The sequence below is a fragment of the Bradyrhizobium sp. USDA 4501 genome (genome assembly GCF_054062115.1).
The window spans coordinates 341655-364036 of sequence record NZ_JBSSEX010000001.1; the positions used below are offsets into that span (position 1 = coordinate 341655).

The 22382-nt window shown below is 62.3% G+C and carries 22 protein-coding genes and 1 pseudogene; 9 read left to right on the forward strand and 14 right to left on the reverse strand.

The features are described from left to right. Window positions 1-175: 175 nt before the first annotated feature. The 4 genes from ACVWZM_RS01675 to ACVWZM_RS01690 all read right to left on the reverse strand — a co-directional run bounded on the left by ACVWZM_RS01675 (window position 176) and on the right by ACVWZM_RS01690 (window position 2327). Entirely contained in the window at window positions 176-661 is a 486-nt protein-coding gene (locus tag ACVWZM_RS01675; RefSeq protein ID WP_456851593.1) for a hypothetical protein, read from the reverse strand. A gap of 54 nt (window positions 662-715) precedes the next feature. Beyond that, complete coding sequence (locus ACVWZM_RS01680; protein WP_456851595.1) at window positions 716-1042, reverse strand: hypothetical protein; 327 nt, start codon at window positions 1040-1042, stop codon at window positions 716-718. A gap of 61 nt (window positions 1043-1103) precedes the next feature. Then, a complete protein-coding gene (locus ACVWZM_RS01685; protein ID WP_456851597.1) occupies window positions 1104-1292 on the reverse strand; it encodes a hypothetical protein in 189 nt (62 codons plus the stop codon). 138 nt (window positions 1293-1430) lie between these two features. Continuing rightward, window positions 1431-2327 (reverse strand): LysR family transcriptional regulator, encoded by an 897-nt coding sequence (locus ACVWZM_RS01690; RefSeq protein ID WP_168857411.1) that lies wholly within the window; start codon window positions 2325-2327, stop codon window positions 1431-1433. Window positions 2328-2551: 224 nt separating this feature from the next. Between ACVWZM_RS01690 and ACVWZM_RS01695 the strand changes: the two genes are divergently transcribed. The 6 genes from ACVWZM_RS01695 (at window position 2552) to ACVWZM_RS01720 (ending at window position 7182) form a co-directional block, all read left to right on the forward strand. Then, window positions 2552-2692: a hypothetical protein gene (locus ACVWZM_RS01695; protein WP_168857412.1), complete on the forward strand. Its 141-nt coding sequence runs from the start codon at window positions 2552-2554 to the stop codon at window positions 2690-2692. A gap of 562 nt (window positions 2693-3254) precedes the next feature. Beyond that, a complete protein-coding gene (locus ACVWZM_RS01700; protein ID WP_141340166.1) occupies window positions 3255-3476 on the forward strand; it encodes a hypothetical protein in 222 nt (73 codons plus the stop codon). A 31-nt stretch (window positions 3477-3507) separates the two neighbouring features. After that, the gene (locus ACVWZM_RS01705; RefSeq protein ID WP_456851599.1) at window positions 3508-5562 is read left to right on the forward strand and encodes an FUSC family protein; all 2055 of its coding nucleotides are present in this window, start codon (window positions 3508-3510) and stop codon (window positions 5560-5562) included. Further along, on the forward strand, window positions 5559-5768 hold the full coding sequence (locus ACVWZM_RS01710; RefSeq protein ID WP_141340168.1) for a DUF1656 domain-containing protein: 210 nt from the start codon (window positions 5559-5561) through the stop codon (window positions 5766-5768). The genes ACVWZM_RS01705 and ACVWZM_RS01710 overlap by 4 nt, the downstream gene beginning before the upstream one ends. Next, window positions 5765-6202: a DUF983 domain-containing protein gene (locus tag ACVWZM_RS01715; RefSeq protein ID WP_141340169.1), complete on the forward strand. Its 438-nt coding sequence runs from the start codon at window positions 5765-5767 to the stop codon at window positions 6200-6202. Before ACVWZM_RS01710 ends, ACVWZM_RS01715 begins: the two co-directional genes overlap by 4 nt. Further along, complete coding sequence (locus tag ACVWZM_RS01720) at window positions 6199-7182, forward strand: efflux RND transporter periplasmic adaptor subunit (RefSeq protein WP_141340170.1); 984 nt, start codon at window positions 6199-6201, stop codon at window positions 7180-7182. Before ACVWZM_RS01715 ends, ACVWZM_RS01720 begins: the two co-directional genes overlap by 4 nt. Window positions 7183-7384: 202 nt before the next feature. Here ACVWZM_RS01720 and ACVWZM_RS01725 read toward each other — a convergent pair whose 3' ends face one another. After that, entirely contained in the window at window positions 7385-7609 is a 225-nt protein-coding gene (locus ACVWZM_RS01725; protein ID WP_141340171.1) for a hypothetical protein, read from the reverse strand. A gap of 541 nt (window positions 7610-8150) precedes the next feature. Between ACVWZM_RS01725 and ACVWZM_RS01730 the strand changes: the two are divergent. Further along, window positions 8151-8776: pseudogene (locus ACVWZM_RS01730) on the forward strand (FMN-binding negative transcriptional regulator). A 128-nt stretch (window positions 8777-8904) separates the two neighbouring features. Here the strand turns inward: ACVWZM_RS01730 and ACVWZM_RS01735 are convergent. From ACVWZM_RS01735 to ACVWZM_RS01755, 5 genes are read right to left on the reverse strand one after another with little or no spacing between them, the layout of a single operon-like run. Further along, window positions 8905-9051 (reverse strand): hypothetical protein, encoded by a 147-nt coding sequence (locus ACVWZM_RS01735; protein ID WP_159109525.1) that lies wholly within the window; start codon window positions 9049-9051, stop codon window positions 8905-8907. Next, the gene (locus ACVWZM_RS01740; RefSeq protein WP_141340172.1) at window positions 9048-9404 is read right to left on the reverse strand and encodes a hypothetical protein; all 357 of its coding nucleotides are present in this window, start codon (window positions 9402-9404) and stop codon (window positions 9048-9050) included. The genes ACVWZM_RS01735 and ACVWZM_RS01740 overlap by 4 nt, the downstream gene beginning before the upstream one ends. Before the next feature lie 54 nt (window positions 9405-9458). After that, a complete protein-coding gene (locus tag ACVWZM_RS01745; protein ID WP_456851602.1) occupies window positions 9459-12590 on the reverse strand; it encodes an efflux RND transporter permease subunit in 3132 nt (1043 codons plus the stop codon). Beyond that, window positions 12587-13792: an efflux RND transporter periplasmic adaptor subunit gene (locus ACVWZM_RS01750; RefSeq protein WP_456856592.1), complete on the reverse strand. Its 1206-nt coding sequence runs from the start codon at window positions 13790-13792 to the stop codon at window positions 12587-12589. Before ACVWZM_RS01750 ends, ACVWZM_RS01745 begins: the two co-directional genes overlap by 4 nt. A gap of 2 nt (window positions 13793-13794) precedes the next feature. Continuing rightward, window positions 13795-14373: a hypothetical protein gene (locus tag ACVWZM_RS01755; RefSeq protein WP_141340173.1), complete on the reverse strand. Its 579-nt coding sequence runs from the start codon at window positions 14371-14373 to the stop codon at window positions 13795-13797. A gap of 81 nt (window positions 14374-14454) precedes the next feature. Here ACVWZM_RS01755 and ACVWZM_RS01760 point away from each other — a divergent pair, with 81 nt between their 5' ends. Both ACVWZM_RS01760 and ACVWZM_RS01765 read left to right on the forward strand, forming a co-directional pair. Next, window positions 14455-15345, forward strand: coding sequence for a LysR family transcriptional regulator (locus ACVWZM_RS01760; protein ID WP_141340174.1), 891 nt, complete (start codon window positions 14455-14457; stop codon window positions 15343-15345). A gap of 66 nt (window positions 15346-15411) precedes the next feature. After that, window positions 15412-15600 (forward strand): hypothetical protein, encoded by a 189-nt coding sequence (locus ACVWZM_RS01765; protein ID WP_456851604.1) that lies wholly within the window; start codon window positions 15412-15414, stop codon window positions 15598-15600. A gap of 500 nt (window positions 15601-16100) precedes the next feature. Here ACVWZM_RS01765 and ACVWZM_RS01770 read toward each other — a convergent pair whose 3' ends face one another. From ACVWZM_RS01770 to ACVWZM_RS01785, 4 genes are read right to left on the reverse strand one after another with little or no spacing between them, the layout of a single operon-like run. Beyond that, on the reverse strand, window positions 16101-19247 hold the full coding sequence (locus tag ACVWZM_RS01770; RefSeq protein WP_456851606.1) for an efflux RND transporter permease subunit: 3147 nt from the start codon (window positions 19245-19247) through the stop codon (window positions 16101-16103). Then, complete coding sequence (locus ACVWZM_RS01775) at window positions 19244-20320, reverse strand: efflux RND transporter periplasmic adaptor subunit (protein WP_168857420.1); 1077 nt, start codon at window positions 20318-20320, stop codon at window positions 19244-19246. Before ACVWZM_RS01775 ends, ACVWZM_RS01770 begins: the two co-directional genes overlap by 4 nt. Further along, a complete protein-coding gene (locus ACVWZM_RS01780; protein WP_456851608.1) occupies window positions 20317-21441 on the reverse strand; it encodes an efflux RND transporter periplasmic adaptor subunit in 1125 nt (374 codons plus the stop codon). The genes ACVWZM_RS01775 and ACVWZM_RS01780 overlap by 4 nt, the downstream gene beginning before the upstream one ends. Continuing rightward, window positions 21438-22310 carry a histidine kinase dimerization/phosphoacceptor domain -containing protein gene (locus tag ACVWZM_RS01785; protein ID WP_456851610.1) on the reverse strand — a complete coding sequence of 291 codons (873 nt, stop codon included), beginning with the start codon at window positions 22308-22310 and terminating at the stop codon, window positions 21438-21440. The genes ACVWZM_RS01780 and ACVWZM_RS01785 overlap by 4 nt, the downstream gene beginning before the upstream one ends. Window positions 22311-22382 lie beyond the last annotated feature (72 nt).

Sequence of the window (22382 nt, forward strand, 5' to 3'; positions counted from 1 at the left end):
GCCGACGCTGCACAGCTGAGCCGACAGGCCCGACCAGCCCCGGTTCATCGAACTTGAAGCTAGATTGACGGGGCCGTGCTTTCCCCAAAAGTCGAAGTACGGCCACGACTCAGTCCAGACTGCAGCCGCCCGTTGCTCTTGTAGTACCTCCATGACGCCGCTCCCGCAGAGTTGCTCAAGCAGCGAGCTCGGAAATGCCTGTGCGCAGCCGTTTGAACTTCTCGTTCCGGACCTCGATGGCCTTGACGGAATTTTCGAACGCCTTTTCCAGAACGCGCTTGCCGATAGTCCGGAGGACAAAGCCGAGGAGCCGCCCCATCAGGTTCTTGCCTTCGCGTATGACGACTACGTCAATGTCGGTCTTCCCGTTGGAATGACGTGTGAAGGTGTAGGTGTGGCCCGATGTGCCACCCCACACATTGGAGTCGATCGTCGTAAGGACGACGCGGTTGCGATCGGACCAGTCGTAGTGCAGCCGTTCCCAGATGCCGCCCGAGCCTTCCGTGACGTCGGCATGCGAGCTGCTCCGGTGATGCACCTTGAGACACGCATCGGCGCTGTTGCCGAACAGCGTCGTGCGACCAGGCCCGAAATCAGTCAGGCCGGCGATGTACTGCTCTGGCGTCACCGTGGTCGTCCGGTGAAGATGGATGGTGGACATGCGCGGTCTCCTTGTTACGTTTCGCTTACCGACCGTACCCCCTCAAGTCGAAGTTCAGTTCGAGGCCGTGATCGCGCTGCGAACTAGTACGCGATCGCCCTTCCGGCTGATCTCGATCGCGTATGGTTGCTGCGGTGTAGAGAGGATCACGCGTTGACCAGGCGCAAGAACTGATACGAGACGGATCGGCTTTCCTGCCTCGCCCTGCGCTAGAGTGGCTACCACACGGAAACCATCGCGCTCGACCGTGTAGTAAGCGATCCCGGATATCTCGCCGAGATCGATGCTCTTGCCCTCCATTGGGCGCAGATCGTCTGCATATGCAGGCGCCAGAGCGGCGATACCGAATGCGGCGGCGCAAAGCATGCTGCGGAGTGACATTGCGATTTCTCCTATCAGTTCCGAAAGCGGCATAGGCCAGCGAAGGCCGCCACGATGTTGATCACCAAAAAACCTCGCCGCCCTGATGGATCCAGGTTCCATTGACCGAATGGACGATTGGTGTGTCATCGAGCTGCCTGTTGACGGAATCCGTCGGCGGGAAGACGCTGTCGTACATCGCGCGGGCTTCAAATATCAGGCGGAGCCTTTCGCGCTCGTCCTTCGACATGAATCGGATAACTTCACCCATATTCGCCTCCAACTCGTAACGCCGTTTCCGGCAGATCATTGAGCGGGAGGTGGGGCGAAAGCCTTGGGTCAACAGGCGGGAAAACCGGAAGCCATCCTTCCAAATTCCGGAAGCTCGGACCGAGCCCCCCGTAGCGGCCTACTCCGCGAAGGCTCGCTTCAGCCGCGGCGCGGCAAAGTCCAGAAAAGCGCGAACTTTGATCGGCAGAAAACGGTTGGCCGCGTAGACGAGGTTGACCGGCATTGCCGGCGGCTGAAATGCATTGAGGACGGTTGTCAAGGCTCCTTCCCCCGGCGCATCATGGAGTTGATAGGCAAAGACAATGGAAATTCCCGCGCCAGCGCGCGCGGCGGCGCAAGCCGCTTCGGCGCTGCCGACGATGAGCCGCGTACGCACTGGCACCGCTATGGTCGCCTTGTCCCTGACGAATGTCCAGGAATCGGGTGGCGAGAAGCCGGCATAACTGATGCAATCATGCTCGACCAGATCGTCTGGCGTGCGCGGCGTTCCGCGGGCCGCCAGATAGGTGGGACTGGCGCAGACCACTCGGCGTGTGCTGCCGAGCCGTAACGCTATCAAGCTCGAATCCGGGAGCTCGCCGATCCGCACCGCGATATCGATTTGCTCCTGAGCCAGACTCAGTTTTTGATCAGTAGGGATCATCCGGACCTTGATATCCGGATAAGTCTTGAGAAAGTCCACGATGATCGGCATGAGGATGATACGCCCAAGACCCAGCGGGGTGGTCACAGACAACTCGCCAGTCGGCGCGGTATACTCACCGGACGCTGTACGCTCCGCTTCACTCACGTCCGTGAGGATACGCTTGCAGGCCGCAAGGTAGGAAGCGCCTGTCTCGGTTAACACCAGCTGTCGGTTCGATCGGTTGAAGAGCTTCGTCCGAAGGTGAGACTCGAGCTCAGATACGTTGCGGCTCACCGTTGTGAGCGGTGTTTTCAACCGGCGCGCCGCCGCGGACAAACTGCCCTGCTCGACCACGGTCAGAAAGGTCGACATCGCCTCCAGCCGATCCATCGTGGCCCCTTCCCTATTTCGAAAGCACGCTTTGCATTTTGCCATATCACCCCGGAAATCGGAAGGCCGCCAAGCACTTGTGAGCAATCCAGGAACATGAACCGGCTCGGCCTTCCGCCGTTCGGGAAGAGCCTTTCCGATTCCGAGCTCTGTTAAGGCAAGCCGTTCAGTCCATTTCCTTGAAAGAAGACGTGCGATGCACGTCGCTTACCGAGGAGAGTTCAATGAACACCCGGATCGAACCTTTCCGCTACGAACTTCTGCACAACGATGACGCTGACTTCGTCGCGTATCAACACCTGTCGAGCGACGGTAGCTGGCGAACGGTCTCGATGTGGATGATCCCGCAATCAGCGGGCGACTGAATCCTCGTTAAGCCGCGCTGAATACCTCAGTCTTCGTCGTCAGCAACAAATGACAAACGAACGGCATGCGAAGCCAATCCCATGACCAGCCGCTTCATTATCAATGGTGAATGAGAACTGCCGTCGACTCAATATGAGAGGGATTCCGCTAACGCGGTCTGTTTGTCATGCCGATACGTCAGTATTTTCTTTGGGTCGGAAGTGTCCTTCTCGCAGTACTTTTTGTCGCGGATCTGTTGCTCCCCGCGCCGGTTGCTCATTCACGCGCTGAAATCCCCCCGAATGAAAGGGTCAACCTTCAGATCCGGTCTAATCACAAATGGCCTGAGCGGGTGGTGTTTGACACCGCGCATTCAGCGCCGTCGTTCGCACAGGCTCATGCTGAGCCGGGCCTCGTGCCGCCACCAGATCCCGCCCGCGGGCTGCCAAATGCGCTGGCAGAGGTGGCGCCGGCTCGGGCTTCGGCAGCAACAAATGACAATGCTTCGGCAATCCCGGCAAAGCCGGTGCCGGGAGCCTTTCATATGACTGGGACGATCAAGGTCGACTGAAGGGTGCTGACATGAAGGACATTTTTTGCGTCGCCGTGTTCGCAGGCAAGCTGCTGGGCCTCGCGATATTCGTGAGCGTCCTGCGACCGGACGCTATCGTCGCCGTCAAAGCGTCGATGGAACCCGCCTGCAAGATTGAGCGATCCCGCTGGCAAGGATGCGGCAAGTTGGCGGCGGCTTCGGGCGCCGATGTTGCGCCGTGCCGCGACCGTTCGGGCGTCGTTCACTGCTAAAGACAATTGTGCCTGGCGCCAGGACATCGCCATGAACCACACCTCATCCTTCCGGGAACGTCACGCCGCCATCATCTTTGCGTTTCGCACTTACGCAGCGGCGATGCTGGCGTTCTCGATCGCGCTCCTGCTGGATATGCCGCGCCCCTACTGGGCGATGGCGTCGGTCTATATCACGTCCAACCTGCTCACGGGGGCGACGACCTCAAAGGCGGTCTATCGCATCCTGGGAACGTTGATCGGCGCGGCAGCGACGCTCGCTTTAGTCCCGAACCTGATCAATGCGCCGGAGCTGTTCAGTCTTGCCGTCGCGCTCTGGGTCGGCATTTGCCTATACCTCTCGCTGCTCGACGGCACGCCGCGCAGCTACATATTCATGCTCGCCGGCTACACCGTGGCGCTGCTCGGGTTTCCGATCGTCACAGCTCCGCAGGCGACGTTCAACATTGTGGTCTCCCGGGTGCAGGAAATCACGCTCGGAATCCTCTGCGCGAGCGTCGTTGCGATGCTGGTACTGCCGCGGAGTGTGACGTCTGCAGTCATCGCACAAGCCGACGCCTGGCTCACCGGAGCACGCGGGCTCGCTGTCGGCGTCCTCACCGGTCGGGGCAGCGACAAGGAACGTGACACTGAACGCTTGCGCCTTGCTGCCGCAGCCTCCGAAATCGACCAGCTTGGCCGTCATCTTGCCTACGAGAAGGACGCTTCGGCAAACGTGTCGCGGGGCTTGCAGCGCCTGAGGCGCCACATGCTGTCGCTGCTGCCGCTGTTGGGATCGATAGAGGACCGCCAGCTCGCGCTCATCTCGCACCAACAGGCGTCGGCACGCGTTGCGGCAATTAGCGCGAGGATCGCGGAATGGCTCGCAGGCGGCGGCAGCGATGAAAGGCAGGCCGATGCGCTGCGTGCAGCCCTGGATGAAGTACGGCCGGCGCTGAACGTCGACGCCAACTGGACCGACATTGCCATCAATGGCCTCGCCATCCGCCTGCGCAATCTGATCGATGTCGCACGCGACTGCCGGCTCCTGCGTGAGGCAATCGTTGACGATCGCGATCCCGATTCGCTGCCTCTTGCCTTCCCTCCCAGCCCATTGGCGATAGCCGTCCCGCATCGGGACTACTGGTCTGCGCTCCTGTCGGCCGGGTCGGTGGCCCTTGCGGTGCTGGGCTGCTGCTGTTTCGCCATTGCGACCGGCTGGACCGACGGCATTGTCGCTCCGCTTTTTGCTGCCGTCGTCGGCAGCCTTCTCGCGGGCGTCGACGATCCCCTTCCGACGTTCCGCAACTTCTACGGACTGTTCCTCGTCGTTATCGCCATCCATGGAATCTACCTGTTCGGCGTATTGCCGCGGATTACGACCCTCGAAATGCTCATCGTCGCGCTGATGCCGACTTTCCTTTTGTTCGGCTGGATGGCTGCGCGACCCGCGACGGCCCGCGTCGGCTCGATACTTGCCATCTATATTTCCGTGCAATTGGCGTTGACCGACACCTATTCGGCCGACTTCTTGTCCTATGCCAACTCCAGCGTCGCTTTGATGGTTGGCGTCTCCCTGACGGGCGTCATTTCCGGCATCGTTCGCCTGGTTGGAGCCGACTGGATCGCAGGAAGGTTGCTCCGAAGCAATTGGAGAACTCTCGCCGCGGTCGCGGGGCGCGAGTCGAACCAAAGCCCCTTTGCGCTAGCAAGTCTAATGCAGCATCGCCTTGCGCTGCTCGCCGCCCGCGTGGCTGTGGTCCCTGCCGATGCCAGAAGCGACGCTGCCAATCTTCGCCAGCTTCGAACGGCGCTCAATGTTCTCGACGTCAGGCGGGCGAGCCTCGGCTTGTCACGCCGCTCAAGGGCGACGATCGAAGCATTCTTCGCTCGCATTGCCTCGATTTGCAGGAGCTCGACGGCCGGCTCACTTCCCAACGGACTGGTCGAACAGCTCGATAGCGCGATCGCAATCACGTTGCGGGAGCAGCCGGGCGAAGCCCGCGACGAGGTGCTGCTGGGTCTGACCGGGGTTCGCTCCGGCCTTTTCCCGCGGTCGCCGGCTTATCAGCCGCACGACATCGAACACAGGACAGTTGCCGCATGAAATACGAGCTTGACCTGTTCGGCGTCATCGTTCCGAGCCTGCTGCTCTGGAGCGTGGCCGCCTATTTTCTTGCGCGCATCATCAGCAAGCTGATGAAGCATGCCGACCTGTATCGCCGCATCTGGCATCCCGCGCTGTTCGACTTCGCACTCTTCATCTGCCTGGTTGCCGGGCTCGTCTTCGCTTCCACGGAGTTTTTCTCATGAACGCCCCTGTTTCATTCTCGAAAGCCTTGTGGCGCGGGTTCACGATGAAGTGTCCGAACTGCGGTCAGGGCCATCTGTTCGGCCGCTTTCTGAAAGTTGTCGAGCGCTGCGCGGCTTGCGGCGAGGATTACACGCCGCAACGCGCAGACGACCTCCCGGCCTATCTCGTGATCGCTATCGTTGGTCATCTTGTCGTGCCGGCGCTTCTAGCGGTCGAGATGGCCTATTCACCTCCCGCCTGGCTTCAGCTGCTGATCTGGGTGCCCGTTACCGGGCTAGCGGCACTCCTGCTGCTGCAGCCCGTGAAGGGGACGATTGTCGGCCTGCAATGGCAGACCGGCATGCACGGTTTTGAAGCCGCAAGGCACCGCCGGGATCAAGAAGCCCGCGTTGGTGTTGCGCCCCCGCCCGACCTCAAGGAGCTGATGTCATGAAAGCCGTTCTGAGTTCGCTACGCCGCTTCGCCCTGACCGGCCTCATGGTGATGCTCGCGCTATGGGCCGGCTACAAGCTTTGGGATTACTACTTTGACGCGCCCTGGACTCGCGATGGTCACGTGCGGGCCGACGTCGTGCCCGTTGCTCCCGATGTCTCTGGCTTCGTAAGCGAGGTGCTGGTCCGTGACAACGAGCAAGTACAACGCGGCGATGTGCTTTTCCGGATTGATCGCGCGCGCTATGAGATCGCGCTAAGGCAGGCCGAGGCGGTGCAGGAAGGCAAACGCGCCGTGCTCGACAACGCCAATGCCGACCTGAAGCGCTACAGCGCGCTGACGCCCGGCGTCGTCGTGTCGACCCAGCGAATGGATCAGGTCATCGCCACCCAGGGCTCAGCACAGGCTGCCTATGACCAGTCCGTAGCGGACGTTGCGCTGGCAAAGCTCAATCTCGAGCGCAGCGAGGTGCGCGCCTCCGTCAGCGGCATTGTCACCAACAACGAGCTGCAGCCCGGCGCCTACCTCACCCCCGGTAAAGGCGTGATGGCACTGCTCGATACGGATACGCTGCGCGTGGAGGGGTACTTCGAGGAAACCAAGCTGCAGCGCATCCACGCTGGCGACCCTGTCAAGGTACGACTGATGGGAAGCAGTCGCCTGTTGCAAGGTAAGGTGGAGAGCGTTGCCGCCGGTATCGAGGATCGCGATCGCAGCAATGGCTCTACCCTTCTTGCCAACGTCAATCCGACCTTCAACTGGGTCCGGCTGGCCCAGCGCGTTCCGGTCCGGATCGCGCTCGACCGCGCCGACCAGCGCAACAAGCTCGTCGCCGGCGCCACGGCGACGGTCGAAGTCCTTGCTTCGGCTTCGCGCGACGACACGGGGAAAGCTGGAAACCGACTGGCCGCTTCACGACATGCCGGCTGCTACGGCAATGATACAGCCGGCCTCTCAACTTGCAGGGCGGGCCTTCAATAGGCTCGACCTGATGCGCACTACGAAGAATGGCCATCGGCATGTCCACGAACCCGCAACGGTACCCTTCGGCAAGACACAAAGCGTTTTGGGCGCTCGCGACGGGCCTGCTCGCCGTTCTGTGTGCGGTGGCGCAAATCTCGTCGTCTGCCCGCTCCACTCGATCGGATCAGCTCTTCTATTCCGACTAGGATGCAGCCCTCACCTACGTCGTCGACAGCGCCAATGCGGTCAGCCAGAACGCGGAAGTGGCGCAAGCTCTCGGTAGCCTGATCGGCCGGGTTGCCCAGCATAGCGTCGCCGCGGAGACGACGCTGGCGCGCGCCACGACGATGCTGAGGTAACTCGTGCGGCGTGAAGCCAATGTCCTGTCCATCATCGACGGCTTGCAGGTCGCCTTCTGGGCTGCGATCCTCGGACTGTTGGTCATCAGCCTGATGCGAGCGGCGCCGGCGGGGCCGCTGACGCCAGCGGGTGCGGAACGATGAAGACAGTCCCTTCCGAAGCGCAAAAATTAGCATTGCGCGCGCGACACCGCGGACCGCGGAAGCGTAGATTAGGAGCCTCGCGATCTCTCTCGACGGCGGCCGAACCGCGGGTGACCAGACGCAAATGAGTATCCCTCACAACAAGGAGACCTATTATGAAGACGCCTTCGCTCTGGATGATTGCTACCGGTTGCTTGATCGCCCTGACATCACCCGCGCAGGCGCGATTGGCCTATGATGGATCCTGGGGACCGCCGTTGTGACGCAAAGAGGCGCCTGCGACCCTAGCTACAACTTCACCGTCGGTATTTCAGACGGGATTGTATCGCACCCGTGGGTCAGACAGCGCCGAGTCACTGGTTTCAATCGTCTGCCGTTCGCCTCAGCCAGGCCTATGCAACTGGATTAGCAAGGTATTCCACAACTGGAAGTTCTAAACATAGCGGGGCGCGGCTATCTTGGGTCCGAGAACGGAGAACCACCATGTACGTGCCCCCCGCCTTCAAGGACGGCGATATCGAAAGTATCCGAGCGACCATTCGCTCCGCTCCTCTGGCCAATTTGGTCACGGCCACGGCCGAGGGGCCGATCGCGTCACCTTTGCCGCTCTTCCTCGATGAGACCGAAGGCGAGCACGGAGTGCTGTACGGGCACCTCGCGAGGGGCAATCCACACTGGCGGTCGGCCACGGCGAAGCTCTGGCAATCTTCATGGGTCCGGAGGCCTATGTGACGCCCTCATGGTATGCCACCAAGCAAGAAACCGGGAAGGTGGTGCCGACTTGGAATTACATTGCCGTCCACGCATACGGCCCGGTGGAGTTCTTCCAGGAGCCCGAGCGTCTGCTCGAGGTGGTCAGGCGTCTGACCATCATTCATGAACAGTCTCGCGCGGAGCCTTGGGCTGTCGGCAATGCTCCCGCCGATTACATCGCCTCCCAGTTGCGCGGGATCGTTGGAGTACGCATCCCCGTCAACAGATTCGAAGGCAAGCGCAAGATGAGCCAGAACCGTGTCGAGGCTGACCGCATCGGCGTTGTCGCCGGCCTTGCGGCGAGCGAAAAGCCGGAAGATCGTAACGTAGCTCGGCATATTCCAATTCGAACCTAAGCAGGGCCGAAGTACGAGGCAGTCGACTTAGGTTGGGTGGGTGCGCAAATCCAACGATTCGTGCCCCCGGGTTGCCGGACGTCGATGCCGACAGTAAGCGCACGATGTCCCCACTACACCGCGAGGCCTCATCGGTTGACGGTTGAGGCCGAATAGACAGTCGCGGAGAAAGCGAGCAGCGCGAAACCCGCCGCAGAAGAGCAAAATCCGGCCAGGAACACCGGCACTGCCATGAGCACTTGGCTGCTCAAGGACAGCCCAACGAGCGCGATCATGATTGCTCCGCGATCATGCCGGCCAGGCGATGGTCGACGATAATCGCGAGCAGCAGCAAGGCCGCGACATGGAGGCTGGCGGGCAGGTCCCCTACCCCGAGAAATGTGTCCACATTTTGCGCGAACACAGTCGCCGCCTCGCTCAGCACCGCAATGGCGCCCCAGAAAACGGTGTGCGGATTTCGTCGGCGCACGGACGGCACGGCCACAACGCTAAGCTGGCAGATCGGCACAATGGCCGCTGCCGCGGCCCAAGGGCTCAGATCGATCCCGCGAAGCAGCGCCTGTCCGTCGATGTCGCCCGATGCGGTCACCAGCGCCTGGGCGAGCCAGAACGTGCGCAGAGTTGTCAAAGCGACGCAGCCGACCCGAGCATGTCTAGGGCACTCGAATATCTCCTGCAGCGTTTACGAAACCGTCTCCGCGGCGCCGGCTCCGTGGTCGCCTCGCGAGGGCCAAACCTTCGCACGCAGGCCGGCAAACCACCGGCTCATCCCATCGAGGTAGATGTAGACAACCGGCGTGGTGAACAGCGTCATCAGCTGAGATACAATCAGGCCACCGACTATGGCGTATCCTAGCGGCTGGCGTAGCTCTGCGCCGGTGCCGGTGCCGATCATCAACGGCACGCCGCCGAGCATCGCGCACATCGTCGTCATGAGGATTGGACGAAACCGGATGCGGCAGGCTTCGTATGCCGATTGCTCGGCCGTTAGCCCTCTGTTGCGCTCGGCTTCGAGCGCGAAATCGATCAGCATAATGCCGTTCTTCTGCACGATGCCGATCAGCAGGATAATCCCGATCAACCCAATCACGTCGAGACCGAAGCCGAACGCCCAGAGCGTCAGCAGAGCGCCCAGCCCTGCGGACGGCAGCGTCGACAGAATGGTGACCGGGTGAATAGCGCTTTCATACAGCATGCCCAGGATGAGGTAGACGGCGATCACGGCGGCAACGATGAGGATCGGCGTAGAAGACAACGAGGATTGGAATGCCTGGGCATTGCCCTGGAAGCTGGTCGCGACTGTCGAAGGCATGTGCAAGTCGGCCGTGGCTTTCTGCACGGCAGCTACCGCCGTACCCACCGCCGTCCCGGGCGCGAGGTTGAAGCTCAATGTCACCGACGGAAACTGGCTCTGGTGGTTCACTGAGAGCGGTGCAACACCGTATTCGATCGAGGTGAACTGGCTCAGCGGCACCATAGACCGGTTGGAGGAGCTGACATAAATGCGGTTCAACGCATAGGGCCCAAGCTGGAACGAAGGATCGGCTTCCAGGATGACATAGTAGGTGTTGAGCGTCGTGAAGATCTGGGCGACGTGGCGCTGACCGAACGCATCATAGAGCGCATTGTCGACCGCCGCGGGATCGATGCCCAACCGAGACGCGGCGTCGCGGTCGATATTCAGCTTGAGCTGGCGGGCGGCATTGGCCTGGTCGGTCGCGACGTCGGCCAGTTCCGGCAGCGTCTTGAGCTTATTGAACAGCTTGTCGGACCAGCTGTTGAGCTCGTCCTGATTCACATCCGTCAGCGTGAACTGATACTGCGTCTTCGATAGCCGGCTCGCAAGGTTGATGTCCTGCGTGGACTGCATGAACACCTGAATGCCCTTTTGCGTCTGCAGCTTGGCATCGAGCTGACGGATCACCTGGTCGGACGAGTACTGCCGCTGCGCGCGCGGCTTGAGCAGCACGAACAGGCGACCGTTGTTCTCGGTGACGGTCGGGCCGCCCGGCCCGATATAGCCGGTTGCATTGGCGACCGAAGGGTCTTTTGCGATGATGTCGATGACATGACGCTGCAGCTCCGCCATTTGGCTCGGCGAGACATCGGCGGACGCCTCCGTGATGCCGGCGATCATGCCGGTGTCCTGCTGAGGGAAGAACCCTTTCGGAATGCCCGCGAACAGCACACCTGTGACTCCTACGCTTGCGAGCAACACCGCCATGGTTAGCGGCTTGAACCGCAGCGTGAGCCGGAGCACGGCTTCGTAGCCGGCCTGGATCGCGACAAAGCCCCGCTCAAGGCCGCGCAACAGCGCTCCCGGGTTCGCGCCGTGCCCTGAGTCGAGAAGGTAGGCGCACATCATTGGTGTCAGCGTCACCGAGACGATAACGGATACCGCGATCGCGACGCACACCGTGACGGCGAATTCCTGGAACATGCGTCCGATGACGCCCCTCATCAAGAGCAGCGGAATGAACACCGCCACCAGCGACACCGAGATCGACATGATGGTGAAGCCGATCTCGCCGGCCCCTTTCAACGCCGCCTCAAATGGCGGCAAGCCTTCCTCGATATGCCGCGAAATGTTCTCGATCATCACGATGGCGTCGTCGACCACGAAACCGACCGCGATCGACAGTCCCATCAGCGACAGGTTGTCGAGGCTGTAGTTGAACAGATACATCACCCCGAAGGTGCCGATCAGGGAGATCGGCACGGAAATGCCGGGGATCAGCGTCGCTCGGACGTTGCGCAGGAACAGGAAGATCACGTCTACGACCAAAGCGATCGTCAGCACCAATGTGAACTGCACGTCCGCCACGCTCGCGCGGATAGTCTGGGTGCGGTCGGAGGCAATCTCGACCTTGATGTCAGACGGCAGGCCTGAGATCAGCTGCGGAAGCAGCTGCTTGATCCGGTCGACGGTGGCGATCACGTTGGCGCCGGGCTGCCGCTGAATCGCAAGGACGACGGCCGGCTTGTCGTTGAACCAGCCATGCAGCGTAATGTCCTCGGCGGCGACGATCGCCTGGCCGACGTCGCGAAGCCTCAGCGGCGCGCCATGCCGATAGGCGATGATGAGGTCGTCATAGCCCTTGGCGGTCAGGATCTGGTCGTTAGTGGCCAGCGTGAAGGATTGCTGCGCCCCGTAGAGCGCGCCCTTCGGCTGGTTGACGGTCGCGACGCCCAGCGTTGCACGGAGCTGTTCGAGATCGAGCCCCGCCGCCGCGAGCTTCGCCGGGTTGACCTGTACCCGGATCGACGGCTTCTGCGCGCCGCCGATTGTGACCAGCGACACGCCCGGCACCTGGGAAAGTTTTTGCGCCAAAATGCTGTCGGCATAGTCGTTGACCTTGGTGAGCGGCTGGGTGTCCGACGTCAATGCGATCAAAAGCACCGGGACATCGGCTGGGTTGATCTTCCGGAAGATCGGCGGTGACGGCATGTTCTTCGGCAACTGGCCTGAGGCTGCATTGATCGCCGTCTGCACGTCCTGTGCGGCGGCATCGACGTTGCGGTTCAGCGCAAATTGCAGGGTGATCTGCGTATTGCCGAGCCCGCTGCTCGAGCTCATGACGGTCAGCCCTGCAATCTGGCCGAATTGCCGCTCTAAGGGCGTTGCAACCGAGGAGCCCATGGTCTGCGGATCGGCGCCCGGCAACTGCGCGGTCACTTGGATCGTGGGCGTATCCACCGTCGGCAACGCCGAGATCGGCAGTTGAAAGAAGGCAACCAACCCGATCAGGGTAATCCCAATGGTGAGAAAAGCGGTCGCGACGGGCTTGCGAATAAACCCCGCTGAAACGTTCATGGCAGCATCCCTGCACTTGCGGTGGTGGCGTTCTGAACCCGGCTGCTCTGGCTGTCCGGAACGAGTTCGACCGTCGTTCCCGCGCTGAGCCGGTATTGACCTGCGGTCACCACGGTCTCGTTCGGTGACAGCCCCTGCTCGATCAGCACCTTGCCGGCACGCGATTGCCCCGCTACGACCTGGCGCACAGTTACCTTGTGGTCGGGCCCGATCACGTACACAAAGACGCCGTTCGGGCCCTGCTGGACCGCCGTCAGTGGCACGGTCAGCGCATTCTTGCGGACCGCGACGGTCAGATGGATGTTGACGAACGCGCCGGGCCAGAGAGTCCGGGCGGCATTGGGAAAGGAGGCCTTGAGCCGCACCGTGCCGGTCGAGCTGTCCACCTGATTGTCGATCAGCATCAGGCTGCCATGATCGAGCCTGCGGCGGTTCGAAGCATCATAGGCGTCGACCGCGACGTCTCCCGCCGCAATCGCCTTCTGCACATCGGGGATCTCGGTGGATGGCAAGGTGAAGATTACTGCGATCGGCTGCAGCTGGGTCAGCACGACGAGACCGTTGGGATCACTGGGCTGGACGATATTGCCTGGATCGATTCGGCGGATGCCGGTAACGCCATCCAATGGCGCGGTGATCGTGGTGAAGCTCAACTGCGTTTGCGCCGCCTCGAGCGCTGCCTGGTCGAGCTGAATGGTACCCTCGCCCTGCGCCACCTGCGAATTCTGCGTATCCAGCGCTTGCTGGGTGGCAAAGCCACGGTCCGCAAGCGGTCGTGTCCGCGCTAGGTTTGCCTTCGCATTTTTCAGGCTTGCCTGGTCGCGAACGAGCGCCGCGTCCGCCTGGTCCACCTGCGCCTCGTAGACGCGCTGATCGATGCGGGCCAGCACCTGGCCACGTTTCACCTCCTGTCCCTCGACAAAGTCGACGCTTTCGAGAGTGCCCTGCACCTGAGTACGAATGGTCGCGGTGTTGAGCGGGCTGACTGTGCCAAGGCCTTCCACAACGATAGGCGCATCATCTTGCGCGACGCCTGCGGCTGTCACCGGGATAGCGGCCTGTATGGGGACAGGCGTGCGGGAGGCCCCGCCACGGGATGCGGCGCTTTTCGCCGAACCCAGCCAGATATATCCGCCAAAGCCGGCCGCCGCGGTGACTAGAAGAGCTGCACCCGCCATCTTCAGAGGTCTTGGCATCATCATCTTCAAGCTCCGTGTCCGCTGTGACGACCGACCATCGCGGCCAGCTCCAGCACAAAGGCTTCCGCGGCGCTCGCGATTGTCGCTGATTTGTTGGCGGCGACAGCACCAAGTCCGATGACGCGAACGTCAATGTCCGCGCGCTGCAATTGCTCGACGAGGCCATCTCCGGCCCGCCCCGAGCCGTGGTGATGCACGACGAGGCGGATAGCCGTAGGCGTTGGAACGATGGCGAACGAGAGCGGGTGGCAGGGTATGTCGATCGCGACGATCCCTGCGCAGTCGATCGTACCTTGGGCGACGAGCTCGAACGCTCGACGCCCGGTTTCGCCACAACCGAGGAGAATCAACCGCCGGGGGTTGGCCGCCCTTCGCTTCATCAGCGCGGCGATATTGTCGAGAATCGTGGTCCGGTTGACCTGGGTCAGGCCGATGAGAGCCCACATTGCGGAGGGGATTAGCTGCCGCCAGGGCGCCAGATCTTCCGGCGCTAGGGTCGACGGTTCCGGGCCGGCAATCAGCACGACCATGATCCTTGCATTGGGCCGCGCCGAGGGCGTCGCGGTGTGACTGACGAAGAACATGCTGGGAAACTGGCGTTCCTCAGGCTATTATTCAAATGAATTGCCTTTATCTCTCAATTCACGTTGTGCATCTAGTCCGCCATGAGACTTCGCAATCTCGATCTCAATCTGCTGCTGGTATTTGACGCCGTACTGCATGAGAGAAGCGTCGTGCGGGCGGCCGATGCGCTTTCGATCAGCCAACCCGCAGTCAGCCACGCGCTGAACAGGCTTCGACACGCGCTGAAGGACAAATTGTTCGTCCGCACGCCGTCGGGAATGATGCCGACGCCGCGGGCCGAGCAGCTTGCGCTACCGGTCCGAAAAGCGCTCAACGAGCTCCAGCTCGCAGTGGAAGGCGACAGCTTCGAGCCGTCCACGGCCGACCGGCGCTTTGCCATCGCGGTCAACAATTATGCCGCAGTCGTCGCGGTGGGCCCTATCGTGGCCGCCGTCCGCGCCCAGGCGCCGAAAGTGCGGTTGTCGTTGGTCCCGAGCGGCACGCTCAATCTTGCCGATCGGCTCGATCGCGGCGAACTCGATCTCGCGATCGCCGCGAGGGAAGCAGCCGGCGAGCGATTTGCCTCGCGGCTATTGATCGATGATCGCTATGTCGCGGCTTTGAGAGGCGGCCACCCCGCGCTACGGAAGAAGCTGACGGTCGAGGCCCTCGCAGCAACGCCCCATCTTGCGATCAGCTCAAGTGGCGAGGATCTGGAGTTCATCGATCAGGCATTGACGCAGACCCGCACCGTTGCACTTGACGTGCCCTATCTGTCCGCTGGTGCTGTTCTGGTCCAATCCAACTTGATCGCCATCCTCGGGCGCAAGCTCGCGCAGGAGTTTCGTCGGGCCCATGCCATCGAGATCCACGAGCTTCCATTCGACACTCCCAGGCTGCGCAGCGTCATGATGTGGCACCGCCGGTTCGACGACGTGCCGGCCCATCGCTGGCTGCGCGACACCATCGTGGCAGCGACAGCCGCAATCTGACGACGAGCGGCATGTGGCTACACCAGAGATCCTCGGTGTGCAGATCAGCCTGATTTTACGGGGGCATTGACCCCGGAAAACCTCATCCTCCAGGCGACGTCGCTGCATGGCGAGCGGTTGCCGATGATGCTTCCCGGCATCTGGATCGGCGCGAAGCCCGACGATTACACCTCTTTCAAGACCTTGCGGATAGCGATCTTTGACAGGAGAAAGCTGGACGATATCGGGCGAGCCGCTGTCAGCCGAATGATGTGACGGAGAGAGTGTCAGTCAATCCCCGTTGAAAGATAGAGCATTTTCGACCTTCATAGACCAAAACCCACCAATTCAGCTACGCGCAGAATTGAAAATTCCTCTGCGCGAGCACATTGGAAGACCGGCACCATCGGAAGTGGGACTTAGGAACCAACATAGACCGAGCTACGCAGTTCGACACAGAGGACGGACGCCCAAATACTGATCGAGGGAAAGATCCTGCGTGCCACTGCTGAAATCGAGCCGGTTTTCGTCACACGAACCAGCCAAGCCAGGGCGCCTACGATATCCATGAGCATACTTGGGAGGATGAGCGGGAGCTAATCGGAGATGAGGACGCGCCGGTAGCGCTGTGGGGCGTAGCAACAGGTGCTATTGGCATCGTATCCGCAGCACGAGGCGGCGGCAATTGCGCAAACGCCGCACCTGGCACCTGCGAAATCGCTGCGAACGTCGTAGCCAGCGTCAACGGTTTCTTTCGGGACATAGCGTCTCCCTTGCTAGAATTGCGGCTCAAGGGTCGGCGCTGACGCATCGCGCGGGGAGCTTCGCCCGGGCGCGGCGATTTCGTGCACCGGAGCATCGGCCCCATGCAGTTGATCGCTGTGATCAGGATGAATTCTAAACCACGCCACATACAGCGCCGGCAGAAACAGCAGCGTCAGCAGCGTACCGACGATGATCCCACCCATCATGGCATAGGCCATCGGCCCCCAGAAAATTTCGCGTGCGATTGGGATCAACGCGAGACTTGCGGCGGCCGCGGTCAACAAGATTGGTCGCATGCGGTGCTCGGTTGCTTCCACCACGGCATCCCAGGCGGGCCTGCCCTCCTTCTTGAGATCCTCGATTTGCACGATCAGGATCACGGAGTTCCGGACCAGGATGCCGATGAGAGCCAGCACGCCGAGGATGGCCACGAAGCCCAGCGGCGCGCCGCTTGGCAGCATGGCCATGACAACGCCGATCAGCGCGAGCGGGGCGACAGCGAACACCAGAAACAGGCGCGAAAAGCTCTGCAGCTGCACCATCAGCACGGTCGCCATGATGAACAGCATCAAGGGTACGACCGCGACGATCGGCCCCTGGCTCTTGGCACTCTCCTCCACCGAGCCGCCGATCTTGATCGAGTAGCCCGCGGGCAGCTGCTTGGTAAATTCCGCCACCTTCGGCGCGAGCTGGTCGACGACCGTCTTCGGCTGAACGTTGCCGACCACGGCGGCCTTGAGAGTAATCGTCGGGATCCTGGCGCGGCGCCAGATCGTGGGCTGCTCCAGCTCGTAGCGCAGATTGGCGACCGCGCCGAGCGGCACCGATTGGCCGCCGAGCCCGGTCATCTGCAGGTCGCGCAGCGTATCAATCGAAGCGCGCTCCGGCGCGGTCGCTCGTCCCGTGACGTTGACGAGATAAATGCTGTCACGCACCTGCGTGACCGGCGAGCCCTGAAGCACCGAGTTCAGGGTGGTGGCGATATCTTCCGAGGTCACGCCGAGCTGGCGTGCCTTGTCCTGGAGCACGTCGACCTTGACGACGCGCGCCGGCTCCATCCAGTCGAACACCACATTGCCGAGGTCAGGATTGCTGCGGATGACGCCTGCGAGCTTCTGCGCGAGGTTGCGTACCTCGGCGATGTCGGGGCCGCTCAGGCGGTATTGCACCGGACGTCCCACGGGAGGGCCGACCTCGAGCAGCTTGACGTAGGTGTCGGTGCCCGGGAACGTCTTCCTCAAATAGTCCTCGAACTGCGACTTGAGCTTGTCGCGCGCGGCGATGCCGCCCTTGGTCACGATCACCTGCTGACCGAACCAGGTGTTGGCGGTCTGCAGGTCGAACGACAGAACGAAGCGCGGCGCGCCGGTGCCGACATAGGTGGACCAGTGCTCGATGGAGTCATTGCCCTGCAACTGCTCGCGCTCGAAGCGCGCCATCTGGGTATTGGTCTCGGTGATCGAAGCGTTCTGTGGCAGGTTCCAGTCGATCACGAGTTCGGCACGGTCGGACGAGGGGAAGAACTGCTGCTGCACGAACTGCAAGCCGAACAGGGCGAGCAGGAAGGCCCCGGCCGTGACAGCGACGGTGCTCCAACGGTGATGCATGCAGAACAGCAGCAGGCGCGCGAACATCTGCGCGACGCGCCCCTTTTGCTCGTGGTGTCCCTTCATCTTCGCTGGCAGAATGGTGACGCCGAGCAACGGCGTGAACAAGACGGCCACGATCCAGGAGACGATCAGCGACACCGCGATCACGACGAACAGCGTGAACGTGAACTCGCCGGCATTGCTGCTGTTGAGCCCGATCGGGATGAAGCCAGCAACCGTGACAAGCGTTCCCGTCAGCATCGGGAACGCGGTCGACGTATAGACGTGGGTTGCCGCCTTTTCGAGGGGATCGCCGATCTCGAGCCGCGCCACCATCATCTCGACCGCGATCATGGCGTCGTCGACCAAGAGGCCAAGCGCGATGATCAAGGCGCCCAGCGAAATGCGCTGCAGCGAGATGCCGCAATAGGCCATCACGACGAAGGTGATCGCGAGCACGAGCGGAATGGCGATGGCGACCACGAGACCGGCTCGCATGCCCAGGCTCAGAAAGCTGATGCCGAGCACGATGATCACGGCCTCGAACAGGGCTTCGGTGAAGCCCGAGACGGCATGTTCGACCACGACGGGCTGGTCGGCAACCAGGTGGACGCCGACGCCGATCGGCAGGTCGGCGATGATCTTCGTCATCTCCTCCTTCAGCGCCTTGCCGAACTGCAGCAGGTTGGCGCCGGATTTCATGCCGATCGCGAGGGCGATGGCGGGCTGACCGTTGTACCGAAACAGGGTTGACGGCGGATCGGCATAGCCGCGCGTGATGGTCGCGACATCGGTCAGCGGGAAGAAGCGGTCGTTGATGCGCAGATTGACCGCCTTCAGGCTCGCCTCCGAGGTGAACTGGCCGTTGACGCGGACGCTGATCCGCTCCGGCCCCTCCTGGAACACGCCGGAGGGCGCCACCGCGTTCTGGCCCTGGAGCGAATTCATGATGGCGTGGACGTCGAGACCGAGCGCTGCGATCTTGCGGGTAGAAAATTCCAGATAAATCACCTCGTCCTGCGCGCCGAGAATGTCAACCTTGCCGACATCGGGCACCGTCAGCACCTTGGCCCTGACATCCTCGACCTGATCGCGGAGCTGTCGCTGGCTCAAGCCGTCGCTGGTGAAGGCATAGACGTTGCCGAAGACGTCACCGAAGCGGTCGTTGAAACCGGGCCCGATCACGCCTTGTGGGAAATCGCCCCTGATGTCTGCGATCATGTTTCGGACGCGCACCCAGGTCGGCTTGACGTCGGCCGCCTTGGTCGAATCGCGCAAGTAGACGAAGACGGTGGCCTGACCCGCGACCGTTACACTCTTGGTGTAGTCGAGCGATTCCAGTTCCTCCAGCTTCTTCTCGATCCGGTCGGTGACCTGACGCGTCATCTCCTCGGGCGAGGCGCCCGGCCACTGCGCCTGGATCACCATGGTCTTGATGGTGAAGTCAGGATCCTCCTGTCGTCCCAGCTGGAGATAGGCAAACAGGCCGGCCGCCATGAAGGCGATCATGAAATACCAGACGAGCGAACGATGGCCGAGCGCCCAGTCCGAAAGGTTGAACGACTTCATGGCTCTTGATCCTGTTCGATACGGACGTGTTGTCCGGGCTTGAGGCTGTGGACTCCGGCGGTGACGACGCGGGCGCCGGCGGCAAGTCCGCCGGTGACGCGGATGCCCGCCTGTTCGGCGACACCATCGATCTTCTGCAGCGAGACGGTGCCGGCGGACTGATCGACCACCCAGACGAAATCTGCGCCGTCCCGGGCGAGCACCGCTGATGCGGGTAGGCGCAAGACCTTGCTCTGGTCCTTCCCGAGCTTTGCCGTGACGGTCGCGCCAAGACGGAAGCTTTCGGGCGGGTTGTCGAGCGCAATCCGGACACGTCGCAGCCGCGTCACCGCATCGGCCTGCGGTGCGATTTCGCGGATGCTGCCTTCGACCTGAACCGCGGGAAGGAGCTGCAGGCTGACGGTGAACGGGAGACCGACTTCGAGCGGCACTGGTAGGTCTTCCCCGATATCGACGACCGCCTCGCGAATGTCCGGCCGCGCGACCGTCACTACGGTTTGACCGGGCGAGATCACCTGGCCGACTTCCGCGCCGACGGCGGTGACGACACCGCCGAAGTCGGCCTTGATCTGGGCATAGCCGAGTTGCTCGATGGCTTTGGTCAGGTTCGCCTGCTCCTGCGCGACGCTTGCTTCGGCGCCGGCGCGGGCCTGCTCGGCATTATCCAGCGTCTGCCTGGTGGTCGCATCGCTGGTGATGAGCGTGCGTTGCCGCTCCTCCGTGGCCTTGGCCGTCGCAAACTGCGCCTCGGCCTTCGCAAGTTGAGCTTTGGCCGCGCGAACGGCGAGATCGAGTGCAGTGGGATCAATCGTCCCGATGATTTGTCCTTCGCTGACGATGTCGCCAACGTAGACCGGGCGCGAAGTCAGCCGTCCGAGCACGCGAAAACCAAGGTTGGTCTTGTAGCGCGGCTCGACGACGCCGACAGCAACCGTACTGTCACCGCTGTTCGGCTTGGCCACCATTGAGAGCACGGGGCGCACGGGCTCCGGCGCGTTCATCTCCTGCTGGCAGTCGGTGAGCAACGAGGCCGCCGCGAGCGTGCCAGCGATCATCATGACCTGTCGCTTCATGACTGATCTCCCTCCTCAGTGACCGACTGGCCGACACTCAGAAGCTTGCCGCCGTCGACGACGACGCGCTCGCCGGGCTCGAGGCCTGCCTTGATCAGCACCTGACCGGCTTCATAAGCGCCGACCGTGACGGACTTCAGCGACGCAGTCTTCGTTTTCGGGTCTACGGTCCAGACGGCAGGCCTCCTGCCTGCGGCCATCAGCGCGCTCCAGGGCAAGGTGATGTCCTTCTGAGCTTTCGTCTTGACAGTTCCGGCGACGGCGCTGCCCAGCGTCATCGCGGCCGGCGGATTGTCGATGGACACCTTGACGCGGATCGTGGAGCTCTTCGCGTCGATCGACGGTGAGATCTCTCTCACCTCACCCGTCGCGGTCACGGCGGGATCGGAGACCAGCGCCAGCGTGATGCGGCGGCTGTCGGTCTCGCCAAGAAATACGGATTCATAGACCTCAAAGACGGCATCCCGCCCCCCATCTTGGGCAAGCGAGAACACAGGCTGGGCAGCCGGAACGACCTGGCCGACCTCGAGGTTTCGAGCGGTAATGACACCGTCGGCTTCAGCGCGCAGGACGGCATAGCCGAGCGCATCCTTGGAGGTGCCCAGTTGGGCCTTGGCGGCTTCCAGCACGCCCTCTGCGGTTCGTAAACCTTCCTGGGCCTGGTCGTACACGGTCCGGGTGGTGAAGCCGCTTGCGATGAGCGCTTTCTGACGTTCGAAGGTAGCCTTCGCCACGCGCAGCTGGGCTTCGGCCGAGGCCACTGCCGCGGTCGCGGCATCGACGTCGGCTTGTTGCTCCGCCGGCTCGAGACGGGCGAGAACGTCGCCTTTGTTGACGTGAGCACCGACGTCCACGGTACGGGCAACCACGCGTCCGCTGACGCGGAAAGATAGATCGGCACGAAAGCGCGCCTGGATCTCCCCGGTCAGCGTGAGAGAGGCTTGCCGGTCGCGCGGCTGCACGATCGTGGTCCGGACCAGTGTGGCGCGCGCGGCCGTCTGTGACGCGCGGTCGTTGCAGCCGCTCAGCGCGACGCCGGCAAGCACGGCCGCCGCGACGAGGGCCTTGGCCGCAGGGAGCGTCCGAAGCGGATCGGTCGGATTGGAAGAATGGGTTGTCATGACGCGTCCGCAGGATGGGAAGGCGACAGCAGCCCGCCAAGGACATCGGCGGACCGACAGGGGAGGGCCAGCTCGCGGTCGTGCTGGCACAGCAATCCCGCAAACGGGTCTATCGCAGCGGTAGGCCCGCATTGATGATCGGCCGCTGCGCTGGCCTTCAACACCACTTTGTCTGAAGCGGCAGCTCTCGTGCGGCGCGGAGCCCTCGCCTGGCGCGTCGCGATTGACCGGTTTGGACCCAGTTCGCGTTCGCTGAGCGGAAAAGAGAGGACAATCGAGGTGAATTCGACGCCAAAGCCTTGCTCGATCCGGCCGCCGAGAGCCCTGGCAAGATCTCTCGCTGTTCGCAGTTCGCGGTCAGAGACGTCGCGCGCCGGGCGCGAGCCGTTGTCCAGAACGACGCAATTCACCAGGGCGCCGGCGCGCGTCAGCTTGACCTTGATCTGCCCGGCCCGCCCGTCGAAGCAGGCGTGCCTAGCCGCGTGCATCACGAGTTCATGGACGATCAGCCCCAGGTGCCAGCAGCGCTCCGGCTGAAGCGCGAGGCAGTGAGTCGCGAAGGCCAGTTGAATGTTCATCCGGTCCAGCAGCGCTCGGCGCATGCCACCTTCCAATTTGCGAATGTAGGTGGCGGCGTGAATCAGCGTATCTCCCGCAGGCATCGCCAGAGCGCGATGCACGTCGGCATAACCGTGCAGCAGCTCCACGACATCGCTGAGTGCGCTTTTGGCTTCCTTCCCCTCGACCCGAACGGCGGCGGCGGAGACAACATCGATGGCGAAGGCAACCCCGTTGGTGACCCTGTGATGCAGTTCGCGCAACAGAACGCGCTCCGGCAAGCCGGACCGGTCTGGGCTCAAGATAGTCACGACACTCTCCTCATTTTGCTCGGACGATTGGGCTCGAACGCCCCACCTATGCGAGCCTGATCCTCGCAGGAG

Bases quoted from the DNA above. Each gene is read 5' to 3' on its own strand.
- ACVWZM_RS01675 (WP_456851593.1), bottom strand. From the start codon at position 661: ATGTCCACCATCCATCTTCACCGGACGACCACGGTGACGCCAGAGCAG.
- ACVWZM_RS01680 (WP_456851595.1), bottom strand. From the start codon at position 1,042: ATGTCACTCCGCAGCATGCTTTGCGCCGCCGCATTCGGTATCGCCGCT.
- ACVWZM_RS01685 (WP_456851597.1), bottom strand. From the start codon at position 1,292: ATGGGTGAAGTTATCCGATTCATGTCGAAGGACGAGCGCGAAAGGCTC.
- ACVWZM_RS01690 (WP_168857411.1), bottom strand. From the start codon at position 2,327: ATGGATCGGCTGGAGGCGATGTCGACCTTTCTGACCGTGGTCGAGCAG.
- ACVWZM_RS01695 (WP_168857412.1), top strand. From the start codon at position 2,552: ATGAACACCCGGATCGAACCTTTCCGCTACGAACTTCTGCACAACGAT.
- ACVWZM_RS01700 (WP_141340166.1), top strand. From the start codon at position 3,255: ATGAAGGACATTTTTTGCGTCGCCGTGTTCGCAGGCAAGCTGCTGGGC.
- ACVWZM_RS01705 (WP_456851599.1), top strand. From the start codon at position 3,508: ATGAACCACACCTCATCCTTCCGGGAACGTCACGCCGCCATCATCTTT.
- ACVWZM_RS01710 (WP_141340168.1), top strand. From the start codon at position 5,559: ATGAAATACGAGCTTGACCTGTTCGGCGTCATCGTTCCGAGCCTGCTG.
- ACVWZM_RS01715 (WP_141340169.1), top strand. From the start codon at position 5,765: ATGAACGCCCCTGTTTCATTCTCGAAAGCCTTGTGGCGCGGGTTCACG.
- ACVWZM_RS01720 (WP_141340170.1), top strand. From the start codon at position 6,199: ATGAAAGCCGTTCTGAGTTCGCTACGCCGCTTCGCCCTGACCGGCCTC.
- ACVWZM_RS01725 (WP_141340171.1), bottom strand. From the start codon at position 7,609: ATGACCAACAGTCCGAGGATCGCAGCCCAGAAGGCGACCTGCAAGCCG.
- ACVWZM_RS01735 (WP_159109525.1), bottom strand. From the start codon at position 9,051: ATGATCGCGCTCGTTGGGCTGTCCTTGAGCAGCCAAGTGCTCATGGCA.
- ACVWZM_RS01745 (WP_456851602.1), bottom strand. From the start codon at position 12,590: ATGAACGTTTCAGCGGGGTTTATTCGCAAGCCCGTCGCGACCGCTTTT.
- ACVWZM_RS01750 (WP_456856592.1), bottom strand. From the start codon at position 13,792: ATGATGATGCCAAGACCTCTGAAGATGGCGGGTGCAGCTCTTCTAGTC.
- ACVWZM_RS01755 (WP_141340173.1), bottom strand. From the start codon at position 14,373: ATGTTCTTCGTCAGTCACACCGCGACGCCCTCGGCGCGGCCCAATGCA.
- ACVWZM_RS01760 (WP_141340174.1), top strand. From the start codon at position 14,455: ATGAGACTTCGCAATCTCGATCTCAATCTGCTGCTGGTATTTGACGCC.
- ACVWZM_RS01770 (WP_456851606.1), bottom strand. From the start codon at position 19,247: ATGAAGTCGTTCAACCTTTCGGACTGGGCGCTCGGCCATCGTTCGCTC.
- ACVWZM_RS01775 (WP_168857420.1), bottom strand. From the start codon at position 20,320: ATGAAGCGACAGGTCATGATGATCGCTGGCACGCTCGCGGCGGCCTCG.
- ACVWZM_RS01780 (WP_456851608.1), bottom strand. From the start codon at position 21,441: ATGACAACCCATTCTTCCAATCCGACCGATCCGCTTCGGACGCTCCCT.